We start from the raw sequence: 19,045 nt of genomic DNA, 5'->3' as shown, positions 1-19,045 counted from the left end.
TCCTTTCATGCTTACTTACCGGCCCCGGTTGCGGGGCGCGCGTTTGTCAAAGCGGGAGGCAATCCATTCGCCGCAGCTTTGGACCGCCTGCACCAGCAGGATCAGGATGACGACCACGGCCAGCATCACCTCGGGCATGAAGCGCTGATAGCCGTAGCGGATGCCAAGATCGCCCAGGCCGCCGCCGCCGACCGCACCGACCATGGCCGAATAGCCGATCAGGCTGACCACGGCGAGCGTCAGGCCAAGGATGATGCCGGGCATGGCCTCGGGGATCAGGACCTTGCGCACGATCTGGAACGGGGCGGCACCCATGGCGCGGGCGGCCTCGATCAGGCCGGCATCGACCTCGCGGATGGCGGTTTCGATCAGGCGGGCGATGAAGGGGGCCGAGGCGATGGTCAGGGGCACGATGGCGGCGGTGGTGCCGATCGAGGTGCCGGCGATCAGCCGCGTCAGCGGAATGATCGCCACCACGAGAATGATGAAGGGGGTCGAGCGCGCGGCATTGACCGCAAGGCCCAGCACGGTGTTCAGGACCGGGGAGGAGAGCAATTCACCCCGGCGCGAGGTGGCCAGAAAGATGCCCAGCGGCGCGCCGATCAGCGTGCCCAGAAGCGTCGAGAGCGCCACCATGTAAAGCGTCTGCAGGGTCGATTCCCACAGGATCGGGATCAGGTTAGCCGACATAGCCAAGCACCTCGGTCATAAGCCCGTGTTCTTCAAGGAAACGGCGCGACTCGTCCAGCCGGCCCGAGGGCAGGCCGACGATCAGGCTGCCAAAGGGTTTGTCACCGATTTCCTCGATGGCGCCGGCAAGGATGTTGACGCTGACGCCGCGTTCGGCGGTCAGGCGCGCCAGCATCGGGTCGGTGGCGTGACGGCCGGTGAAGGTGACCTGCACGACCGCCTCGGCCGATGCGTCCTGCGGGGTGTCGCGCAGCTGGCCTGCGACGAAATGCGGCACCGCGACGCCGGTGACGCCTTGCAGGAACGAGCGGGTGGTGGCGTGGCCGGGGCGGGAAAAGACCGAATAGGTTTCGCCCGCCTCGACGATGCGGCCGGCCTCGATCACCGCGACATGGCTGCAGATGTCGCGCACCACGCCCATTTCATGGGTGATCAGCAGGATGGTCAGGCCAAGTTCGCGGTTGATGCTTTGCAATAGCTCAAGGACCTGCCGGGTGGTGTCGGGGTCAAGGGCCGAGGTGGCCTCGTCCGACAAGAGGACGCGCGGTGCGGTCGCCAGGGCCCGAGCGATGCCCACGCGCTGTTTCTGCCCGCCCGAGAGTTCCGCCGGATAGCGGCTTGCCTGCGCGGTCAGGCCGACCCGCTCGATCAATTCGCCCACGCGGGCGGGGATGCGGGCAGGGTCCTCGCTGGCGATTTCCAGCGGCAGGGCGATGTTTTCGGCCACGGTGCGCGAGGCGAGCAGGTTGAAATGCTGGAAAATCATCCCGACCTCGCGCCGGATGGCGCGCAGGCTCGCATCCGATGCCGCGCCGACGTCATGGCCGTTCACGATGACCTTGCCCGAGGAGGGGCGCTCAAGCCCGTTCACCATGCGCAGAAGCGTCGATTTGCCAGCGCCGGAACGGCCGATGATGCCGGTCACCGCGCCTTGCGGCACGTCCAGCCAGATGTCCTGCAACGCGACCACATCGCCTGCCGCCGCCTTTTGCGGATAGCGGCGTGTCACGTCCTGAAATGAGATTGCCGGCTCTGCCATGGTCCCGTCCTGAAATTTCGCGCGAGCTATGCGCGGCTGCCCCGGGCTTTGCAAGGGGCGCGAAGGACGCAGATCCACGATGTCATTCCATCCTGCGGGCGCCGGATGGAATGACGTTCTTTTTGATCGCGATTTTTGCCTCAGGCGGCGGAAAGCGCCGCGACGATGGGGCCGAAATCGGCGGCCTTGAGGCTGGCGCCGCCGACCAGCGCGCCGTTCACATGCGGGATGGCAAAGATTTCCGCCGCATTGCCCGGCTTGACCGAGCCGCCATACAGCAGTGCCATATCTGCGCCGTCGCCAAAGCGGGCGGCGAGGCGGTCGCGCATTAGGGCGTGGACCTCGGCGATCTGGTCATTGGTGGGGGTGCGGCCGGTGCCGATGGCCCAGACCGGCTCATAGGCGATGACGGTGTTCTGGGCCGTCGCGCCCTCGGGGACCGAACCGGCAAGCTGGCTGGCGATCAGGTCCAGCGTCTGGCCGGCATCGCGCTGCGCCTCGGTCTCGCCGATGCAGATGACGGCGATCAGGCCGGCCGCATGCGCGGCCTGCGCCTTCGCTTGAACCTGGGCGTCGGTCTCATGGTGGTCGGTGCGGCGTTCGGAATGGCCGAGGATGACGTGGCTGGCGCCCGCATCTTTAAGCTGTGCGGCGGCGATGTCGCCGGTATGCGCGCCCGAGGGTTTGGCATGGCAGTCCTGGCCGCCGACCGCGATGGCGGTTTTTGCGCGCGCGGCCATGCTATGGATCAGCGTCGCGGGCGGGCAGATCAGCACGTCGCAGCCCGGCGCGGGCAGCGCGGCCAGAAGCTGGTCGATTTCCGCCAGCGCGGCCTGGGTTCCGTTCATCTTCCAATTGCCGGCGGCAAGCTTGCGCGGGGCCATCTGTCCCTCCCATTGGTTTGGTCGGGGATGGCTTAGGACGTGGGGCGGGGGCGATCAAGGCCGCTGTGGCGGCCCGCGCGAAAAAGCCTTTAGCTTTGCGCGGTGCGCGCGCCCTCAAGGGGGGCGAAGCTGACGGATTCGCCGCAGCCGCAGCTGTCGGTCACATTCGGATTGCGGAACTTGAAGCCGGATTCCAGAACGCCGGTTTCATAGTCGATCTCGGTCCCAAAGATGAACATCTGCGCGGTGGGGGCGATCAGCACCCGCGCCTCGCCCTGTTCGACGACCTCGTCGCCGGGCTGGGCGCTGTCCGCCAGTTCCATCGTGTATTCCATGCCCGCACAGCCGCCCTTTTTCAGGCCGATGCGCAGCCCTTGCGCGGATTTCGCCGCCATCAGCCGGGCGATCTGGCGCTCGGCCGAGGGGGTGATGGTCACGGGGGATTTGCCGGGGATCGAAAACATCGGGGTCTTTCCTGTTCGCTGTCCTTCACATAGGAAGATGCCGGGTCATGCTCAAGCCCTGCGGGTGCTTGACTCTGCCCCGATCGCGGCTATAAGCGCCGCTTCATTGGTGTTGGTGGACCCCGCAAGGGGAATCCTGTCGGGCTTTTGCCAAAGGACAACGCCCTTCGAGACGATAACACAAGAAGGAGATCAGCGATGACCAAACGCACCGCTGCCAAGTACAAAATCGACCGCCGCATGGGCGAGAACATCTGGGGCCGCGCCAAATCCCCGGTGAACCGCCGCGAATACGGCCCCGGCCAGCACGGCCAGCGCCGCAAGAACAAGCTGTCGGATTTCGGCACCCAGCTGCGCGCCAAGCAGAAGCTCAAGGGCTATTATGGCGACCTGACCGAAAAACAGTTCCGCCGCATCTATGCCGAGGCCGAGCGCGTCAAGGGCGATACCGGTGAGAACCTGGTTGGTCTGCTTGAGCGCCGCCTGGACGCCGTTATCTATCGCGCCAAGTTCGTTCCGACCATTTTTGCCGCGCGCCAGTTCGTGAACCACGGCCATGTCGAAGTGAACGGCAAGCGCGTGAACATCGCCTCGTATCGCGTCAAGGAAGGCGACGTCATCTCGATCCGCGAGCGTTCGCGCCAGCTGGCCATCGTGCTGGAATCGGTGGGCCTGGCCGAGCGTGACGTCCCGGACTACCTGGAAGTCGACCACAACAAGATGACCGCGACCTTCGTGCGCACCCCGGCCCTGGGCGATGTTCCCTATGCCGTGCAGATGGAGCCGAACCTGGTCGTCGAATTCTACGCCAAGAACTGATCCTTTCGGATCGTACGGATTGCGGGGCCGCTCCTTCGGGGGCGGCCTTTGTCGTTCTGGCGCGGTCTTTATGGATATTTGGATGAAGAAGAAGGGCCGGGCCGTGCCCCGCCGGTCACAATGGGCGGAGCTTGCGCGCGGCCAGGTTGCAAGCGCGGCGGCCTTCGCGGATTCATGGCGGCGATTCTGGACTTGCGAGGAATGGCATGCGGATTGGTCTGGCGGTGATGGTGATGATGTTGGCGTCTGGCGCGGTGCTGGCCGATGAGGCGGCGCCCGCGAAGGACGAGCGGCTCTGGACCTGCGGCACCTCGATTGCCGGTGAGCCGACCGAGATCAACTATGTCCGCGATGCCGAATTTCGCGAGAATGTCGGGCGGCTTGAGAAGAATTTTTCGGGCTGGGGGCGGATCAGCTGCCCGGGTTATGTCACCTTGCGCGAGATCCTGCGCCGCAACGAGATGACGGATGACGGCAGCTATTGTCTGCTCTGGGACAAGGCCAATGACACCTATATCGGTGCCCGGATCGGGGCGCGCAAAGGCAATGCGCTGTGCCGCAAGACCTTTTGCGAGCGGGTGAACGGTGCCCGCGCTGCCACCTTCCGCAGCGCCAATTCGCTGGCGATTGCCGGCTATGACGCGGTGACGCAGCGGCCGGGGGCGGCGATTCTGGCGGCGACCTCGGGGCAGATGGTCGGCACGCTGGAGGTGGCGGGCACGGCTGCGGCGGGGGTTGCGGCCTCGCCCGTGGCCGTGGGGGCGCTGGTCATCGGCACCGCGGCGGCGGGCGGGACCATGTGGTATTGCGCCGAGGAATAACGCTTGCAGGTGCGGTCATGAAAAAGGCCCCGGATCGCTCCGGGGCCTTGGTCGTTTCGCTGCTGCGGATCAGGCTTTTGCCAGATTGCGCAGCACGTAATGCAGCACGCCGCCGTTTTCGAGATATTCGATCTCGACCTCGGTATCGACGCGGGCCTTGAGCTGGATCGTCTTTTCCGAGCCATCGGCATATTTGATCGTTGCCGGAACCAGCGACAGCGGCTTGAAGTCGCCTTCGAGCCCGTCGATCGAGATCACCTCGGTGCCTTTCAGGCCCAGCGTCTTGCGGTTGTCGCCGCCGGTGAACTCGAACGGGATCACGCCCATGCCGACGAGGTTCGAGCGGTGGATACGCTCGAAGGACTCGGCGATCACCGCCTTGACGCCCAGAAGGTTGGTGCCCTTGGCCGCCCAGTCGCGCGAGGAGCCGGCGCCGTATTCGATGCCGCCCACCACGATCAGCGGCACGCCCGCCTCCTGATAGGCCATGGCCGCGTCGTAGATCGAGGTCTGCTTGCCGTCCGGGCCGGTGGTATAGCCGCCCTCGACGCCGTCCAGCATCTCGTTCTTGATGCGGATATTGGCGAAGGTGCCGCGCATCATCACTTCGTGGTTGCCGCGGCGCGAGCCGTAGCTGTTGAAGTCCTTGGGCGCGACCTGACGTTCGGTCAGGTAGACGCCGGCGGGGGTGGTCGGTTTGAACGAGCCGGCCGGCGAGATGTGGTCGGTGGTGATCATGTCACCCAGAAGCGCCAGCACGCGGGCGCCGTGGATGTTGTGGATCGCGCCCTTGTCCTTGCCCATGCCCCGGAAATAGGGCGGGTTCTGGATATAGGTCGAGCTGGCCGGCCAGTCATAGGTTTCGCTGTCGGTGACCTCGACGGCCTGCCAGCGCTCGTCGCCCTTGAACACGTCGGCATATTTGGCCTGGAACATTTCCCGCGTGACGATGGTGTCCACGAGATCGGCGACTTCCTTAGAGGTCGGCCAGATGTCTTTCAGGAAGACCGGCTTGCCGTCCTTGTCGGTGCCAATGGGTTCGCTGGTCAGGTCGATATTCATGTCGCCGGCGATGGCATAGGCCACGACCAGCGGCGGCGAAGCCAGATAGTTGGCGCGCACATCGGGCGAGATCCGGCCCTCGAAGTTGCGGTTGCCCGACAGGACCGAGACCGCGACCAGATCGTTCTCGTTGATCGATTTCGAGATTTCCGGCTGCAGGGGACCGGAGTTCCCGATGCAGGTGGTGCAGCCGAAACCGACGAGGTTGAAGCCGAGCGCGTCCAGATCCTCCTGAAGGTTCGCGGCCTTCAGATATTCCTCGACCACCTGCGAGCCGGGGGCCAGCGAGGTCTTGACCCAGGGCTTGCGGGTCAGGCCAAGCGCGCGCGCCTTGCGGGCAACAAGGCCCGCCGCCATCAGCACATAGGGGTTCGAGGTGTTGGTGCACGAGGTGATCGAGGCGATCACCACCGAGCCGTCATGCAGCTGGTAATCCTCGCCCGCGACGGCGCCGGATTTGTAGCCTTCGTGATGGCCGGGCAGGTCGGTGGGGGCAGGGGCGCCGCCATCGGTGTTCCAGGCGCGGGTGTCATTGCGCTCGGGCGTGGGCAGCTTGCGGGTGTCGCAGATATACTTGCGGAACTCATAGGCCGAGTCGGTCAGCGCAACATGGTCCTGCGGGCGTTTCGGACCCGAGATCGCCGGGACGACATCACCCTGATCCAGTTCCAGCGTCGAGGAATAGACCGGCGCGTAATCGGCGCCGCGCCAGAAGCCGTTCTCTTTGGCATAGGATTCGACCAGGGCGATGCGCGATTCCTCGCGGCCGGTCTGGCGCAGATAGCGCAGGGTTTCGCCGTCCACCGGGAAGAAGCCGCAGGTGGCGCCGTATTCGGGGGCCATGTTGGCGATGGTGGCGCGGTCGGCCAGCGGCATGTGGTCTAGGCCCTCGCCGTAGAACTCGACGAACTTGCCGACGACGCCGTGCTTGCGCAGCATCTGCACGACCTTCAGCACCAGGTCGGTGGCGGTGACGCCCTCGCGCAGCGCGCCGGTGATCTTGAAGCCGACGACCTCGGGGATCAGCATGGAAATCGGCTGGCCCAGCATCGCGGCCTCGGCCTCGATGCCGCCGACACCCCAGCCCAGAACGGCAAGGCCGTTGACCATGGTGGTGTGGCTGTCGGTGCCGACCAGCGTGTCGGGATAGGCGACCTCGGTGCCGTTCTGGTCCTTGTCGGTCCAGACGGTCTGCGCCAGATATTCCAGGTTCACCTGATGGCAGATGCCGGTGCCGGGCGGCACCACGCGGAAGTTGTTGAAGGCGTTCTGACCCCATTTCAGGAAGGTGTAACGCTCCATGTTGCGTTCATATTCCAGCTCGACGTTCTTCTGGAAGGCGCGGGGGGTGCCGAATTCGTCGATCATGACCGAATGGTCGATGACCAGATCGACCGGGTTCAGCGGGTTGATTTTCTGGGCGTTGCCGCCAAGCGCCTTGATGCCGTCGCGCATCGCGGCAAGGTCCACCACGGCGGGAACGCCGGTAAAGTCCTGCATCAGCACGCGGGCCGGGCGATAGGCGATCTCGCGCGGGTTCTGACCGCCTTTTTCCGCCCATTCGGCAAAGGCCTTGATGTCGTCCACGCTGACCGTGCGGCCGCCATCCTCAAAGCGCAGCAGGTTTTCCAGCACGACCTTGAGCGAGGCGGGCAGCTTCGAGAAATCGCCCAGGCCGGCCTGAGTGGCGGCGTCGATCGAATAATAGGCGTAGGATTGTCCCCCGACCTTCAGCTCGCGGCGCGTCTTGGCGGTATCGGTTCCTGTTTCGATGGGCATGCTCGGCTCCCTATCCTTGACTAAGGTGGCTGAATGGAGATGTCGCCTGCCATGTGCCCCTTTTCCGACATTGGATCAAGGGGTCTGGCAGGGGTTGTATGCAATGGTATGCAAAAATTTTTCTGCAGGTGCAAGATGTGGGTTTTCCGTCACGGTCGCCTTATAGGGCATAGCTGCTAACAAAGCATTGATTTGTCGTGCCCCCTGCCGACGGTTTAGCTGGGGGGCATCGAAAGGCGCGGGGACCCGGGACGACATGACGGCAATGCAGATCACGATGAACGAGGCGAGTCGGATTCCCCTGGCGTCTGTCTTGCGACGTGTCGTGCTGGCCGTCTGGGTGGCTGCGCTGGCCGCCGGCGGTGCCGCGGTCGCGCAGGAAGCGCCGGGGGGCGGGCCGGGTGGTCCGGACGGACCGGGTGGTCCGGGTGCGCCTGAAGGCAACTTCGGCACGACGGTCGGCGGCGGCGGCGCGGTCGTCGACGGGCGTGCCCCTCCGCAAGCCGGGCGCCCCGGACCCGTCGTCGAGACGGTCGATGACATCCTGTCCGAGTTCCTGCTGCGCTCGCAAAAAGGTGCGGGCGCGCTTTCCGGCGTCCTGCCCGGCGTCGCGCCCAGCCCCTCGATCGCCGAAGCCGCCGTGAGCGTCGAGGATGACGGCACGGTCGGCCTGATCGAGGCCCCCGAGGGCGCACCGGGCGTTGCCGGCGACGCGGTCGCGGCGGAAACCTATCCGCCCGAGGATCCGGCTGGCGCCGGCGTCGCAGCCTTTGCCGAGGCGCAGCCGCAGGGCCGCCAGATGATGCCCGGCCCGGTCGGCCATCCGCCGGTGGTGGTCGAGCTGTTCACCTCGCAGGGCTGTTCGTCCTGTCCGCCCGCTGACGACATGCTGGGCGATCTTGCGGCGCGCGAGGACGTCCTGGCCCTGTCCTGGCACGTCGATTACTGGGATTATCTGGGCTGGGCCGATGAGTTCGCCCGGCCCGAATTCACCCGACGCCAACAGGCCTATGCCCATGCCTCGGGCGAGCGCGCGATCTATACGCCGCAGATCATCGTCGGCGGCACCGACACGCTGATTGCGCTGCGCCCGGCCGAGCTGATGGCGCTGTTGCAGGCCCAGATCGCCCGCCCGACCGAGGTCATGGTCACCTCAAGCCGGCAGGATGACAGCTACCGCGTCGAGCTGACGCCGCGCGCGGCGATCCCGTCGCGGGTGGCGATCATCCTTGTGCGCTATGTACCCAGCCGCAAGGTCGAGATCCTGGCAGGCGAGAATCGCGGCACATCGGTCGAATACCGCAATGTCGTGCTGGCGGTCGAACGCATCGCCGAATGGGACGGGCGGGTGCCGCTGCGCATGACCATCCGGCCCGGCGCTACGGTCGAAAAGGGGGCTAGCAGCTTTCCCTCGGACACGCGCCACGCCATTCTGGCGCAGGAAATGGACAGCCGCGGCAAGCGCGCCAGCGGCCCGATCCTGGCCGCGATCCGTCTGGACTAGGGGGGCGGATTGGGACGGGCAGGGCGTGTCCTTCACACAGAATTTTCACCGATGACAGGGCGCCCTTGCCCTTGCCGTGCCCACCCGCTTGCGCGAAAAGGCGGCAGCCGCGCAAGACCTTGCCCGCGCGCCTCAAGCCCGTGACCTGCCGGAGGCTCCATGACCGAGACCCGCAAGATCAATCCCTGGCTCAAGGCCGGGCTGGAATTCGGGCCGCTGATCCTGTTCTTCGTCGTGTTCATGCGGCTGCGCGACAAGACCCTGACCATCGCCGGCACCGAATATTCCGGCTTTATCGTCGCCACGCTGGTTTTCATCCCGGTGCTGGTCGCAAGCACGCTGGCCTTGTGGCGGCTGACGGGCAAGCTGGCCCCCATGCAGATCGCCACGCTGGTTCTGGTCGTGGTCTTTGGCGGGCTGTCGGTCTGGCTCAATGACCCGAAATTCTTCAAGATGAAGCCGACGATCATCTATCTGATCTTCGCCGCACTTCTGGGTTTCAGCCTGATCCGCCGCCGCAACTGGCTGGAACTGGTCATGTCCGAGGCCCTGCCCATGCGGGCCGAGGGCTGGCGCATCCTGACCATCCGCATGGTCCTGCTGTTCCTTGGCCTTGCCATCGCCAATGAAATCGTCTGGCGCAGCATGTCCGAAACCGCCTGGGTCAATTTCAAGACCTTTGGCCTGCCGGCGATCATGGTGGCATTCTTCATCGCCAACTCGAAGCTTTTCGAACGCTACGCCCAGCCGCGCGACGGCGAATAGGGGCGTAAAGCTTGCGTCACGGTCCGGGCCAGAGTAACCGGACCTTCTGACGCTAGGAGGCCCGCCCATGTCCGAAAAAAACCTGCATCCGCGCACCCGCGCCGTCCATCACGGCATCCGCCGCAGCCAGTATGGCGAGATGGCCGAGGCGCTGTTCATGACGCAGGGCTTTTCCTATGACAGCGCCGAACAGGCCGAGGCCCGCTTCATCAAGTCCGGCCCCGATGAATTCATCTATGCGCGCTATGGCAACCCGACCAGTCGCATGTTCGAGGATCGCATTGCCAGTCTGGAGGGGGCCGAGGACGCCTTTGCCACCGCCAGCGGTATGGCGGCGGTGAATGGCGCGCTGATGTGCTTTCTGAAGCCGGGCGATCATATCGTCTCGGCCAAGGCACTTTTCGGGTCCTGCCTTTATGTCCTTGAGGTGCTGGCGCGCTTCGGCGTCGAGGTCAGCTATGTCGACGGCACCGATCTGGCCCAGTGGCAGGCGGCGATCCGCCCTGACACCAAGGCCGTGTTCTTTGAAACCATGTCGAACCCGACGCTGGAAATCGTCGATATCGAGGCCGTGGCGAAGCTGGCCCATGCCGTCGGCGCGCTGGTCGTGGTGGACAATGTCTTTACCACCCCGGTCTATTCCCGCGCCATCGAACAGGGCGCCGATGTCGTGGTCTATTCCGCGACCAAGCATATCGACGGCTCGGGGCGTTGTCTGGGGGGCGTGATCTGCGGCACCCGCCAGTTCGTGCGCGAGGTGGCCGAACCCTATCTGAAACATACCGGCGGCGCGATCAGCCCTTTCAACGCCTGGCTGATGCTGGGCGGGCTGAATACGCTGGACCTGCGCGTGCGCGCCCAGACCGAAGGCGCGCTGGCGCTGGCGACGGCGCTGGAAGGCGATAACCGGCTCAGCCGCGTCATCTATCCGGGCCTTGCCAGCCATCCGCAATATGATCTGGCCATGCGCCAGATGGACGGCGCCGGCGGCACCATGGTCGCGGTCGATCTGGGCAGCAAGGATGCGGCTTTCCGGGCGATGAACCGGATGGAGATCTTCCAGATCTCGAACAATCTGGGCGATGCGAAATCCATCGTCACCCATCCCGCGACGACCACCCATCAGCGCCTGTCCGATGAGGTGCGCGCCGGGCTGGGCATCACGCCGGGCCTGTTGCGGCTGTCGATCGGCATCGAACATGCCGATGACCTGATCGCCGATTTCCGTCAGGCGATGGCCTGACCCAGTCTAGGGGCAGGTCCGCAATCCGGCGGGCGCCCCTTTCCTTTCCGCGTGCCGGTCCCCAGATAAAAGGTCCGACCCGCCAAGGAGGACGCCCATGACCGAGTCCCGTCCCATCGCCACCCAGCGCGCCTATCCGGCGCTGTCGCGCGAATATCCCAGTGATTTCCGGGTCGATGACGCCTACAAGGCCGGTCTGCCCGATCTGCAGAACGGCCCGGCCAGCCTGATCGTCGGCGCCCGCGCCCCGATCCAGCATGTCGGTATCTCGAATTTCCGGCTGCCGATCCGCTATCAGACCCGCGAAGGCGGCGAGATGACGCTGGAAACCGGCGTCACCGGCACCGTCAGCCTTGAGGCTGACCGCAAGGGCATCAACATGAGCCGCATCATGCGCAGCTTTTACGCCCATGCCGAAAAGCGCTTTTCCATGGGCGTGCTTGAGGCGGCGCTGGACGACTATAAATCCGACCTCGACAGTCTGGATGCGCGCATCCAGATGCGGCTGTCCTATCCGATGCGGGTGGACTCGCTGCGCTCGGGGCTGAGCGGCTGGCAATATTACGACATCGCGCTGGAACTGGTCGAACAGGCCGGACAGCGGCTGCGGATCATGCATGTGGACTATGTCTACAGCTCGACCTGCCCCTGTTCGCTGGAACTCTCTGAACATGCCCGCCAGATGCGCGGGCAATTGGCGACGCCGCATTCGCAGCGCTCGATCGCGCGGATCTCCATGGTGACCCAGGGCGATACGCTGTGGTTCGAGGAGGTGATCGCGCTGTGCCGCCGCGCCGTGCCCACCGAAACCCAGGTCATGGTCAAGCGCGAGGACGAACAGGCCTTTGCCGAACTGAACGCCGCGAACCCGATCTTTGTCGAGGACGCCGTGCGCGCATTCGCCGCCGAACTGATGGCCGAGCCGCGCATCGGTGATTTCCGCGTCATCGCCAGCCATCAGGAATCGCTGCATTCGCATGATGCCGTCAGCGTGCTGACCGATGGCCCGACCTTCGCGCAGGCCAGTCTGGACCCCGCGATTTTCGCCGGGCTGCGGGCCTAGGGCGAACAAGGCGTGAACATGGGCTTTTCCGACGCGCCGTCTGCGGCTATGGTCCTGCCATGAGCGATTTCGACGATTCCGACGCCTTTCAGGCCGCAGCCGCCCCCGTGCCCCTGTCGCAGCGCGCCATGGGGGCGCGGGCCACGCCCTATCTGGACGGGCTGAACGCCGCGCAGCGCGAGGCGGTCGAGGTGCTGGACGGTCCTGTCCTGCTGCTGGCGGGGGCGGGCACCGGCAAGACCCGGGCGCTGACAACGCGGATCGCGCATCTGATCTCGCTTGGTCGCGCGTGGCCGGGGCAGATTCTGGCGGTGACCTTTACCAACAAGGCCGCGCGCGAGATGAAAGAGCGTATCGGCCGCCTGATGGGCGAGGCGGTCGAGGGGATGCCATGGCTTGGCACCTTCCATTCGATCAGCGTCAAGATCCTGCGCCGCCATGCCGAACTGGTGGGCGACGGGGATCTGCATCTGAAACCCAGCTTTACCATTCTGGACACGGACGACCAGATCCGGCTGATGAAGCAATTGATTCTGGCTGAAAATCTGGACGAAAAGCGCTGGCCTGCGCGCCAGCTTGCGCATCTGATCGACGGCTGGAAGAACCGCTGCCTGACGCCCGCGCGCCTGCCCAAGGGCGATGATCGCGCCTTTGATGGCTGGGGCGGGCGGCTTTACGCGGCCTATCAGCGCCGCCTGCTGGAACTGAACGCCGTCGATTTCGGCGATCTTCTGATGCATTGCGTCAGCATCTTTCAGGCCCATCCCGATGTGCTGCGGCAGTGGCAGGACCGCTTTCGCTATATCCTTGTCGACGAATATCAGGACACCAATACCGCGCAGTATATGTGGCTGCGGCTGCTGGCGCAGGCGCATCGCAACATCTGCTGCGTGGGCGATGACGACCAGTCGATCTATGGCTGGCGCGGGGCCGAGGTTGGCAACATCCTGCGGTTTGAAAGCGATTTCCCCGGCGCGAAGGTGATCCGGCTGGAACAGAACTACCGCTCGACCCCGCATATCCTGGCCGCTGCCTCGGGGCTGATCGCCGCGAATGCCGGGCGGCTGGGCAAGACGCTGTGGACCGAGACCGAGGAGGGCGAGGCGGTCCGTCTGATCGGTCATTGGGACAGCGAGGCCGAAGCGCGCTGGATCGGCGAGGAAATCGAGGCGTTTCAGGGTGGCCACCGTCATTCGATCGGCCGCCGCAACCTGAACGACATTGCCATCCTCGTGCGGGCCAGCCACCAGATGCGCGCCTTTGAGGACCGGTTCCTGACCATCGGCCTGCCTTACCGCGTCATCGGCGGCCCGCGCTTTTACGAGCGGCAGGAAATCCGCGACGCCATGGCCTATTTCCGGCTGGCGGTCAGCCCCGTGGACGATCTGGCCTTTGAGCGGATCGTGAATACCCCCAAGCGTGGCTTGGGCGACAAGGCCATCCAGACCATCCAGCACGAGGCGCGGGGCCGCGGCCTGTCGCTGCTGGAGGGCGCGGCTTCCGTCGTGGCGACGGGCGGGCTTGGCGGCAAGGCTGCCGGGGCGCTGCGGCAATTTACCGAAAGCATGGGCCGCTGGCATGCCGATGCCATCGATACGCGCATCAACCATGTCGAACTGGCCGAGCGGATCCTGGACGAATCCGGCTATACCGCCATGTGGCAGAACGACAAGTCGCCCGATGCGCCGGGGCGGCTGGACAACTTGAAAGAATTGATAAAGGCGCTGGAAGAATTTGAAAACCTTCAGGGTTTTCTGGAGCATGTGGCGCTGGTCATGGACCGGGATTCGGCCGAGCAGACTGATCAGGTCAGCATCATGACCCTGCATGCGGCCAAGGGGCTGGAATATCCCATCGTCTTCCTGCCGGGTTGGGAGGACGGGCTGTTCCCCAGCCAGCGCAGCATGGACGAGTCGGGCATGAAGGGCCTCGAGGAGGAACGCCGGCTGGCCTATGTCGGCATCACCCGGGGCGAGGAGCTGGTTACCATCAGCTTTGCCGGCAACCGCCGCATGTATAGGCAGTGGCAGTCGTCCTTGCCCTCGCGCTTTATCGACGAGCTGCCCGAGGGCCATGTCGACGTGCTGACCCCGCCCGGGCTTTACGGCGGCGGCTATGGCGCGGCGGCGCAGTCCTTTGCCCCGTCTTTCGCACAATCGGGGATGCATGACCGCGCCGCCAAGGCCGATGTCTATAACTCGCCCGGCTGGAAGCGGATGCAGGAACGCAGCAGCCAGCGGCCGCAGCCCGTGCGCCGGGTGCCGGTGACCATCGACGCCGAGCCTGCGGCAAGCTTCTCGGTCGGGGATCGGGTGTTCCACCAGAAATTCGGCAATGGCACGATCATGGGCATTGCCGAGGACACGCTGACCGTCGAATTCACCACCGGCTTCAAGACGATCAAGGCGGGCTATGTGCAGCCCGCCTCGGAGGCCGGGGGCAGTCTGGACGACGTGCCTTTCTGAGTTCGGCCCTTCTGATTTGACTTACAGCGCGGCCTTGACGACCTCGGCCAGCGGCGTGGTCGGGCGCCCGATCAGCCGCGACAACACGCGCCCGTCGTCAAACAGCGCGCCTTGCGCGGCGTCGGCATCCCAGCCGGCAATCGCCTCGGACAGCGCCTGCGGCAGGCCGGCGCCGGCAAGGATCGCGGCATAATCGGCCACCGGCAGGTTGCGATATGGGATGTCGCGGCCGGTCTGGGCCGAGAGTTCTGCCGCCAGATCAGCCAGCGTCCAGGCGTCGTCCGCCGCCAGCTCATAGGTCTTGCCCGTATGGCCCGTGCCAGCCAGCACCACCGCCGCCGCCTCGGCGTAATCTGCCCGCGCCGCGCCCGAGATGCGGCCTTCGCCCGCCGCGCCGATCAGCGCGCCATGCTCCAGCGCCGAGGGGATGGCGCCGGCATAGTTCTCGGCATACCAGCCATTGCGCAGGATCGTGTGCGGGATGCCGGATGCGGCCAGCATCGCCTCGGTCTCGACATGTTCGCCGGCCAGCGACAGCGGGGTTTTGTCGGCATGAAGCAGGCTCGTATAGACGATCTCCTTGACGCCGGCGGCTTTGGCGGCGGCGATGACCGCACGATGCTGGGCGGCGCGGCTTCCGACCTCATTGCCGGAAATCAGCAAGAGCTTGTCGACGCCGGCCAGTGCCGGTTCCAGCGTTTCCGGGCGGTCATAGTCAAAGGCGCGTGCGGTCACGCCCAGATCGGCGGCCTTCTCCGGGCTGCGGGCCAGCGCGACGATCTGATCGGCGGACAGGCGCGATTTCAGCGCGGCGATGGTCAGGCGGCCCAAAGCGCCGGTGGCGCCGGTAATGGCGATGGTCATGGTCATTTCCTCGTTCAAGAACCTTGTGTCAGGGCAGATACGCGATTAACTTACGAATCGTAAGTACTGACGGAAATGTAAGTATGGAAAAAGTTTCTGATGACCCCGAGCGCGGCGATCTGATGGCGGCGGCCTGCCCCTCGCGCGATGTGCTGCGGCGGCTGACCGGGCGCTGGGGCATGCTGGTGCTGCGGGTGCTGTCCGGCGGGCCGCAGCGATTCAGCGGGCTGCGCCGCCAGATCGGCGGGGTCAGCGAGCGGATGCTGGCGCAGACCCTGCAGGGGCTGGAATCGGACGGGCTGCTGCTGCGCCGCGATTTCCAGACCGTGCCGCCGCATGTCGAATATGAGCTGACCCCGATGGGCCATGAGGCCGCGCGCCGCGTCGATGCGCTGCTGGACTGGATCGAGGCCGCGCTGCCGCAGATCGCGCGCGGCTGGGCACAGGCGGGTTAGACTGGGTGCTTGACCGGCCCCGGACGGCGGCGTATCAGCGCCCTCGCGCGGATGGCCGGATGACCGCGGCGAGCAATCGTCGAGGAAAGTCCGGACTCCATGAAGGCACGGTGCCGGGTAACGCCCGGCGGGGGCAACCCCAGGGAAAGCGCCACAGAGAAGAGACCGCCCATGCGTGCATGGGTAAGGGTGAAACGGTGGGGTAAGAGCCCACCGCGGGGCTGGTAACAGGCCCGGCAAGGCAAGCCCCACCGGGAGCAATGCCGAATAGGGACCTCGCGCCGCAAGGCAGGGCTGCTTTCGCCCCAGAAGGTCCGGGTTGGCAGCTAGATCCCGTCAGCAATGGCGGGGCCAGAGGAATGGTCATCGAAGGGGGCGACCCCGGAACAAAATCCGGCTTACAGGCCATCCGCGCGTTTTCTCATTCAGGATCCTTTCCGCCCGCGAGGATGTCCGCAGGCGGCCCGTAATCATGGCTGACCCAGGCCATGCGCAGCCGGTAGGGGCCCAAATGACCGGCGCGGGCCTCGGTCTCGGCGGCGCGATGCCCCCACAGATTGCGCCATTGCGCCACGGCATCCTCATCGGTGAAAAAGGCCAGTGACAGTTGCTTTCCCGGCGTCGAGGCGCTTTCGAAGCGTTCAAGCGACAGATGGCCGGGAATGCGCGCCAGTTCTGCCGCCAGCGACCCGATCGGATCGGGATGCCGCTCAGCATGATCGTGCTGAAACTCGAAGATGACGGCGATCACGCCGGTTCCCCATGCGGCAGCGAGACCAGTTTCAGAAAGGTCCGGTCCTCGCGGAGCAGGAATTTCTCGCGCTGCGCGAACTCATAATTCTCGCGGCCCAGCGGATCGGCAGCCAGGCGCGCGCGGTAAGCCTCATATGCGGCAAGGCTGGGGATATGATAGATGCCATAGGCCAGCGTGGAGGACCCTTCATGCGGGGCGAAATACCCGACCAGATCGGCCCCGCAACGCGGGATGGCCTGCCCCCAATTGCGGGCATATTGCTGGAACTGGGCCTTTTTCGTGGGGTCGATCTGATAGCGGATGATGCAGGTCAGCATGGTGATTTCCTTTCTTGTCCCCGGCCATCATAGATCGTTGAGTGCCATGGATGCTTCGGTTATGATCGAAGCATGAAAGACGGCCCTGACATTGCCCGCATCGCTGCGCTGATCGGCGATCCCGCCCGCGCCAATATGCTGACGGCGCTGATGGGCGGCCGTGCGCTGACCGCATCCGAACTGGCGCAAGAGGCGGGAATCACCGCGCAGACCGCCAGCTCGCATCTGGCGCGGCTGGCCGAGGGCGGGCTGATCGGACAGCGCCGGCAGGGCCGCCACCGCTATCATCAGCTGGCCTCGGCCGAGGTCGCGGCGCTGCTTGAGGCGCTGATGGGCTTTGCGGCCGGGGCCGGGCATCTGCGCCGCCGCCCCGGCCCGCGCGACCCGGCGATGCGGCGCGCGCGGGTCTGCTACGACCATCTGGCCGGCGAGATGGGGACGATCATGTTTGAATCCATGCTGGCGCGGGGGCATCTCGTCCGCGCGGATGAGACGATCGTGCTGACCGATGCCGGTCGGGACTTCGCCCGCGCCTTTCTGCAGGCCGAACCGGGGGGCAAGTCGCGCGCGCCGCTGTGCCGCGAATGCCTGGATTGGAGCGAGCGGCGCTCGCATCTGGCCGGGCAGATGGGGCGGGCGATGCTGGGGCGGATGACCGATCTGGGCTGGGCGCGCCGCCAGTCCGACAGCCGCGTCATTCGCTTTTCGCCCGAAGGGGAAAGGCAGTTTCATGCCATGTTTTCCGGTTGACACCCGGCGCCGGGTCGCTAAAAGGCGGGCTTCAAGAGTTTCCACGGTGGACCGTCCGGTGCCGCCGCAGCAGGAGCAAGCAAGATGGCGAAGCCGACGACGATCAAGATCCGTCTGAACTCGACGGCCGGGACCGGGCATTTCTATGTCACCAAGAAGAATGCCCGCACGATGACCGAAAAGATGACGGTCAACAAGTATGACCCGGTTGTGCGCAAGCATGTCGAGTACAAGGAAGGCAAGATCAAGTAAGGATCTAGCAGCCTTGGGCCGGTAACCTCTCTGACTGCATCCAGTCGGGAGGCGGCGGGACCGGGCGGTAAAATGATGCGGATGGCTGCGCAAGCCGTCGCCGCAAGGGCAGGGTGTTGCAGGAATGCAGCGCCCTTTTCCGTTTGGGCGACGGTGCCCGGTTTTCAGCCCGGGCTCAGCCGGGGTGGAGGTCGGTGCCCGGTCGGTCGTGATCCAGCGACAGGCTTTGCGCCAGCGCGATCAGGCTGGTCAGCGTTGCGCTGCGCATGTCGGCGCGCGGATCGTCGGGATGCTCGATATAGGCGCAGGTGATGACGGCCATTGCATCGCCCGCGGGACCGCGGACCGGAACGCTCAGGTCGGTGACGCCGACGGCCTGAGCCGAGGGCGCAAGCCGGAAACCCTGCCTGCGGATCTCGGTCAGCTCGGGTTCGGCGTGCCGCAGGCGGCTGGCGGCGTCGGCGATCCCCCAGCGCCCCAGGGTCTCGGCCAGCTGACGGGGGTGCTGAAAGGCCAGAAGCGTCATGCCCGAGCCGGTTGTGAACAGGTCCAGCTGTGCCCCGACACGGGCACGGAATTCCCAATGTGCCGGCGGGCTGGCTTGCGCGATGATGATGCCGCAGCCATGTTCGGGAACGACCAGATGGCAGGATTGGCGCAGTTCGCGCGAAAAGTCGTCCATCATCGGCTGGGCCTGCGCGATCAGCCGGCGCAGGGGCGGGTGGCCCGTGCCAAGCAGGAACAGTTTCATCGTCAGCGCATAGCGGTCGCCGCCTTCAAGCCGGGTGACATAGCCGCGCGCCACCAGCCGTTCCAGCATGCGATAGATCTGCGAGGGGCCAAGGCCCATTTCCTTGACGATCTCGGCCCGGGTCAGGCCGCGCGCCTGCGACGCCAGCACCTCAAGGATGTCCAGCCCCTTGTCCAGCGCCGGGGCGCGATAGCGGTCGGCGGCGCTTGGAGGATCCTCGGGGATATCCTCGGCTGTCTCGGTCGGCTTGCGCGCCATCTCCTTGCCTCCGTCCGTTGGCTGGGCGTCCTGCCTGCAAATGCAG

At 65.5% G+C, this 19,045-nt stretch carries 18 protein-coding genes, 1 other RNA gene and 1 pseudogene; 11 read left to right on the top strand and 9 right to left on the bottom strand.

Features of this window, described 5'->3' with window-relative positions:
* Nucleotides 1-15: 15 nt before the first annotated feature.
* From DFP89_RS01930 to DFP89_RS01915, 4 genes are all read right to left on the bottom strand, one after another.
* Nucleotides 16-690: a methionine ABC transporter permease gene (locus DFP89_RS01930; RefSeq protein WP_114347680.1), complete on the bottom strand. Its 675-nt coding sequence runs from the start codon at nt 688-690 to the stop codon at nt 16-18.
* The gene (locus tag DFP89_RS01925; RefSeq protein ID WP_114347679.1) at nt 680-1,729 is read right to left on the bottom strand and encodes a methionine ABC transporter ATP-binding protein; all 1,050 of its coding nucleotides are present in this window, start codon (nt 1,727-1,729) and stop codon (nt 680-682) included. The genes DFP89_RS01930 and DFP89_RS01925 overlap by 11 nt, the downstream gene beginning before the upstream one ends.
* 140 nt (nt 1,730-1,869) lie before the next feature.
* A complete protein-coding gene (tpiA, locus tag DFP89_RS01920) occupies nt 1,870-2,613 on the bottom strand; it encodes a triose-phosphate isomerase (RefSeq protein WP_114347678.1) in 744 nt (247 codons plus the stop codon).
* 89 nt (nt 2,614-2,702) lie between these two features.
* Nucleotides 2,703-3,077 carry a HesB/IscA family protein gene (locus tag DFP89_RS01915; RefSeq protein ID WP_114347677.1) on the bottom strand — a complete coding sequence of 125 codons (375 nt, stop codon included), beginning with the start codon at nt 3,075-3,077 and terminating at the stop codon, nt 2,703-2,705.
* Nucleotides 3,078-3,275: 198 nt separating this feature from the next.
* Between DFP89_RS01915 and rpsD the strand changes: the two genes are divergently transcribed.
* Together rpsD and DFP89_RS01905 are read left to right on the top strand one after the other, a co-directional pair.
* Nucleotides 3,276-3,896, top strand: coding sequence for a 30S ribosomal protein S4 (gene rpsD / locus DFP89_RS01910; RefSeq protein WP_114347676.1), 621 nt, complete (start codon nt 3,276-3,278; stop codon nt 3,894-3,896).
* Nucleotides 3,897-4,102: 206 nt separating this feature from the next.
* Entirely contained in the window at nt 4,103-4,717 is a 615-nt protein-coding gene (locus DFP89_RS01905) for a hypothetical protein (RefSeq protein ID WP_114347675.1), read from the top strand.
* 69 nt (nt 4,718-4,786) lie between these two features.
* Here the strand turns inward: DFP89_RS01905 and acnA are convergent, their stop codons facing one another.
* The gene (acnA, locus tag DFP89_RS01900; RefSeq protein ID WP_114347674.1) at nt 4,787-7,558 is read right to left on the bottom strand and encodes an aconitate hydratase AcnA; all 2,772 of its coding nucleotides are present in this window, start codon (nt 7,556-7,558) and stop codon (nt 4,787-4,789) included.
* 313 nt (nt 7,559-7,871) lie between these two features.
* Between acnA and DFP89_RS01895 the strand changes: the two genes are divergently transcribed.
* The 5 genes and pseudogenes from DFP89_RS01895 (at nt 7,872) to DFP89_RS01875 (ending at nt 14,598) form a co-directional block, all read left to right on the top strand.
* Nucleotides 7,872-9,062, top strand: coding sequence for a DUF1223 domain-containing protein (locus DFP89_RS01895; protein WP_245948566.1), 1,191 nt, complete (start codon nt 7,872-7,874; stop codon nt 9,060-9,062).
* A gap of 159 nt (nt 9,063-9,221) precedes the next feature.
* Nucleotides 9,222-9,827: an inner membrane-spanning protein YciB gene (locus DFP89_RS01890; protein ID WP_114347673.1), complete on the top strand. Its 606-nt coding sequence runs from the start codon at nt 9,222-9,224 to the stop codon at nt 9,825-9,827.
* A 67-nt stretch (nt 9,828-9,894) separates the two neighbouring features.
* A complete protein-coding gene (metZ, locus tag DFP89_RS01885; RefSeq protein WP_114347672.1) occupies nt 9,895-11,070 on the top strand; it encodes an O-succinylhomoserine sulfhydrylase in 1,176 nt (391 codons plus the stop codon).
* Between the two features lie 133 nt (nt 11,071-11,203).
* Nucleotides 11,204-12,133 (top strand): annotated as a pseudogene (folE2, locus tag DFP89_RS01880) (GTP cyclohydrolase FolE2); the annotation flags it as partial.
* A gap of 59 nt (nt 12,134-12,192) precedes the next feature.
* Entirely contained in the window at nt 12,193-14,598 is a 2,406-nt protein-coding gene (locus DFP89_RS01875; RefSeq protein WP_114347670.1) for an ATP-dependent helicase, read from the top strand.
* Between the two features lie 21 nt (nt 14,599-14,619).
* On the opposite strand, the gene DFP89_RS01870 is transcribed toward DFP89_RS01875, so the two are convergent.
* Nucleotides 14,620-15,462: an SDR family oxidoreductase gene (locus DFP89_RS01870; protein WP_114347809.1), complete on the bottom strand. Its 843-nt coding sequence runs from the start codon at nt 15,460-15,462 to the stop codon at nt 14,620-14,622.
* Between the two features lie 83 nt (nt 15,463-15,545).
* Between DFP89_RS01870 and DFP89_RS01865 the strand changes: the two genes are divergently transcribed.
* Complete coding sequence (locus DFP89_RS01865; RefSeq protein WP_114347669.1) at nt 15,546-15,917, top strand: winged helix-turn-helix transcriptional regulator; 372 nt, start codon at nt 15,546-15,548, stop codon at nt 15,915-15,917.
* A 47-nt stretch (nt 15,918-15,964) separates the two neighbouring features.
* Nucleotides 15,965-16,334, top strand: an RNA gene (rnpB, locus tag DFP89_RS01860) — RNase P RNA component class A.
* 4 nt (nt 16,335-16,338) lie between these two features.
* On the opposite strand, the gene DFP89_RS01855 is transcribed toward rnpB, so the two are convergent.
* Together DFP89_RS01855 and DFP89_RS01850 are read right to left on the bottom strand one after the other, a co-directional pair.
* Nucleotides 16,339-16,668 (bottom strand): antibiotic biosynthesis monooxygenase family protein, encoded by a 330-nt coding sequence (locus DFP89_RS01855; RefSeq protein ID WP_114347668.1) that lies wholly within the window; start codon nt 16,666-16,668, stop codon nt 16,339-16,341.
* Nucleotides 16,665-16,988: an NIPSNAP family protein gene (locus DFP89_RS01850; protein ID WP_114347667.1), complete on the bottom strand. Its 324-nt coding sequence runs from the start codon at nt 16,986-16,988 to the stop codon at nt 16,665-16,667. The genes DFP89_RS01855 and DFP89_RS01850 overlap by 4 nt, the downstream gene beginning before the upstream one ends.
* Before the next feature lie 72 nt (nt 16,989-17,060).
* On the opposite strand from DFP89_RS01850, the gene DFP89_RS01845 reads away from it, so the two are divergent.
* Nucleotides 17,061-17,738, top strand: a complete 678-nt coding sequence (locus tag DFP89_RS01845) for an ArsR/SmtB family transcription factor (RefSeq protein WP_114347666.1) — start codon at nt 17,061-17,063, stop codon at nt 17,736-17,738.
* Between the two features lie 84 nt (nt 17,739-17,822).
* Nucleotides 17,823-17,990: a 50S ribosomal protein L33 gene (gene rpmG / locus DFP89_RS01840; protein WP_011750518.1), complete on the top strand. Its 168-nt coding sequence runs from the start codon at nt 17,823-17,825 to the stop codon at nt 17,988-17,990.
* Between the two features lie 175 nt (nt 17,991-18,165).
* Here rpmG and DFP89_RS01835 read toward each other — a convergent pair whose 3' ends face one another.
* Nucleotides 18,166-18,999, bottom strand: a complete 834-nt coding sequence (locus DFP89_RS01835; RefSeq protein ID WP_114347665.1) for an IclR family transcriptional regulator — start codon at nt 18,997-18,999, stop codon at nt 18,166-18,168.
* Between the last annotated feature and the right edge of the window lie 46 nt (nt 19,000-19,045).

It is taken from the genome of Paracoccus lutimaris, from assembly GCF_003337565.1.
Classification (GTDB): domain Bacteria; phylum Pseudomonadota; class Alphaproteobacteria; order Rhodobacterales; family Rhodobacteraceae; genus Paracoccus; species Paracoccus lutimaris.
This window is presented reverse-complemented; position numbering and strand designations above follow the sequence as displayed.

Excerpts from the sequence above, each read along its gene's own strand:
- DFP89_RS01930 (WP_114347680.1), bottom strand. The coding sequence starts at position 690 with ATGTCGGCTAACCTGATCCCGATCCTGTGGGAATCGACCCTGCAGACG.
- DFP89_RS01925 (WP_114347679.1), bottom strand. The coding sequence starts at position 1,729 with ATGGCAGAGCCGGCAATCTCATTTCAGGACGTGACACGCCGCTATCCG.
- tpiA (WP_114347678.1), bottom strand. The coding sequence starts at position 2,613 with ATGGCCCCGCGCAAGCTTGCCGCCGGCAATTGGAAGATGAACGGAACC.
- DFP89_RS01915 (WP_114347677.1), bottom strand. The coding sequence starts at position 3,077 with ATGTTTTCGATCCCCGGCAAATCCCCCGTGACCATCACCCCCTCGGCC.
- rpsD (WP_114347676.1), top strand. The coding sequence starts at position 3,276 with ATGACCAAACGCACCGCTGCCAAGTACAAAATCGACCGCCGCATGGGC.
- DFP89_RS01905 (WP_114347675.1), top strand. The coding sequence starts at position 4,103 with ATGCGGATTGGTCTGGCGGTGATGGTGATGATGTTGGCGTCTGGCGCG.
- acnA (WP_114347674.1), bottom strand. The coding sequence starts at position 7,558 with ATGCCCATCGAAACAGGAACCGATACCGCCAAGACGCGCCGCGAGCTG.
- DFP89_RS01890 (WP_114347673.1), top strand. The coding sequence starts at position 9,222 with ATGACCGAGACCCGCAAGATCAATCCCTGGCTCAAGGCCGGGCTGGAA.
- metZ (WP_114347672.1), top strand. The coding sequence starts at position 9,895 with ATGTCCGAAAAAAACCTGCATCCGCGCACCCGCGCCGTCCATCACGGC.
- DFP89_RS01875 (WP_114347670.1), top strand. The coding sequence starts at position 12,193 with ATGAGCGATTTCGACGATTCCGACGCCTTTCAGGCCGCAGCCGCCCCC.
- DFP89_RS01870 (WP_114347809.1), bottom strand. The coding sequence starts at position 15,462 with ATGACCATCGCCATTACCGGCGCCACCGGCGCTTTGGGCCGCCTGACC.
- DFP89_RS01865 (WP_114347669.1), top strand. The coding sequence starts at position 15,546 with ATGGAAAAAGTTTCTGATGACCCCGAGCGCGGCGATCTGATGGCGGCG.
- DFP89_RS01850 (WP_114347667.1), bottom strand. The coding sequence starts at position 16,988 with ATGCTGACCTGCATCATCCGCTATCAGATCGACCCCACGAAAAAGGCC.
- DFP89_RS01845 (WP_114347666.1), top strand. The coding sequence starts at position 17,061 with ATGAAAGACGGCCCTGACATTGCCCGCATCGCTGCGCTGATCGGCGAT.
- rpmG (WP_011750518.1), top strand. The coding sequence starts at position 17,823 with ATGGCGAAGCCGACGACGATCAAGATCCGTCTGAACTCGACGGCCGGG.
- DFP89_RS01835 (WP_114347665.1), bottom strand. The coding sequence starts at position 18,999 with ATGGCGCGCAAGCCGACCGAGACAGCCGAGGATATCCCCGAGGATCCT.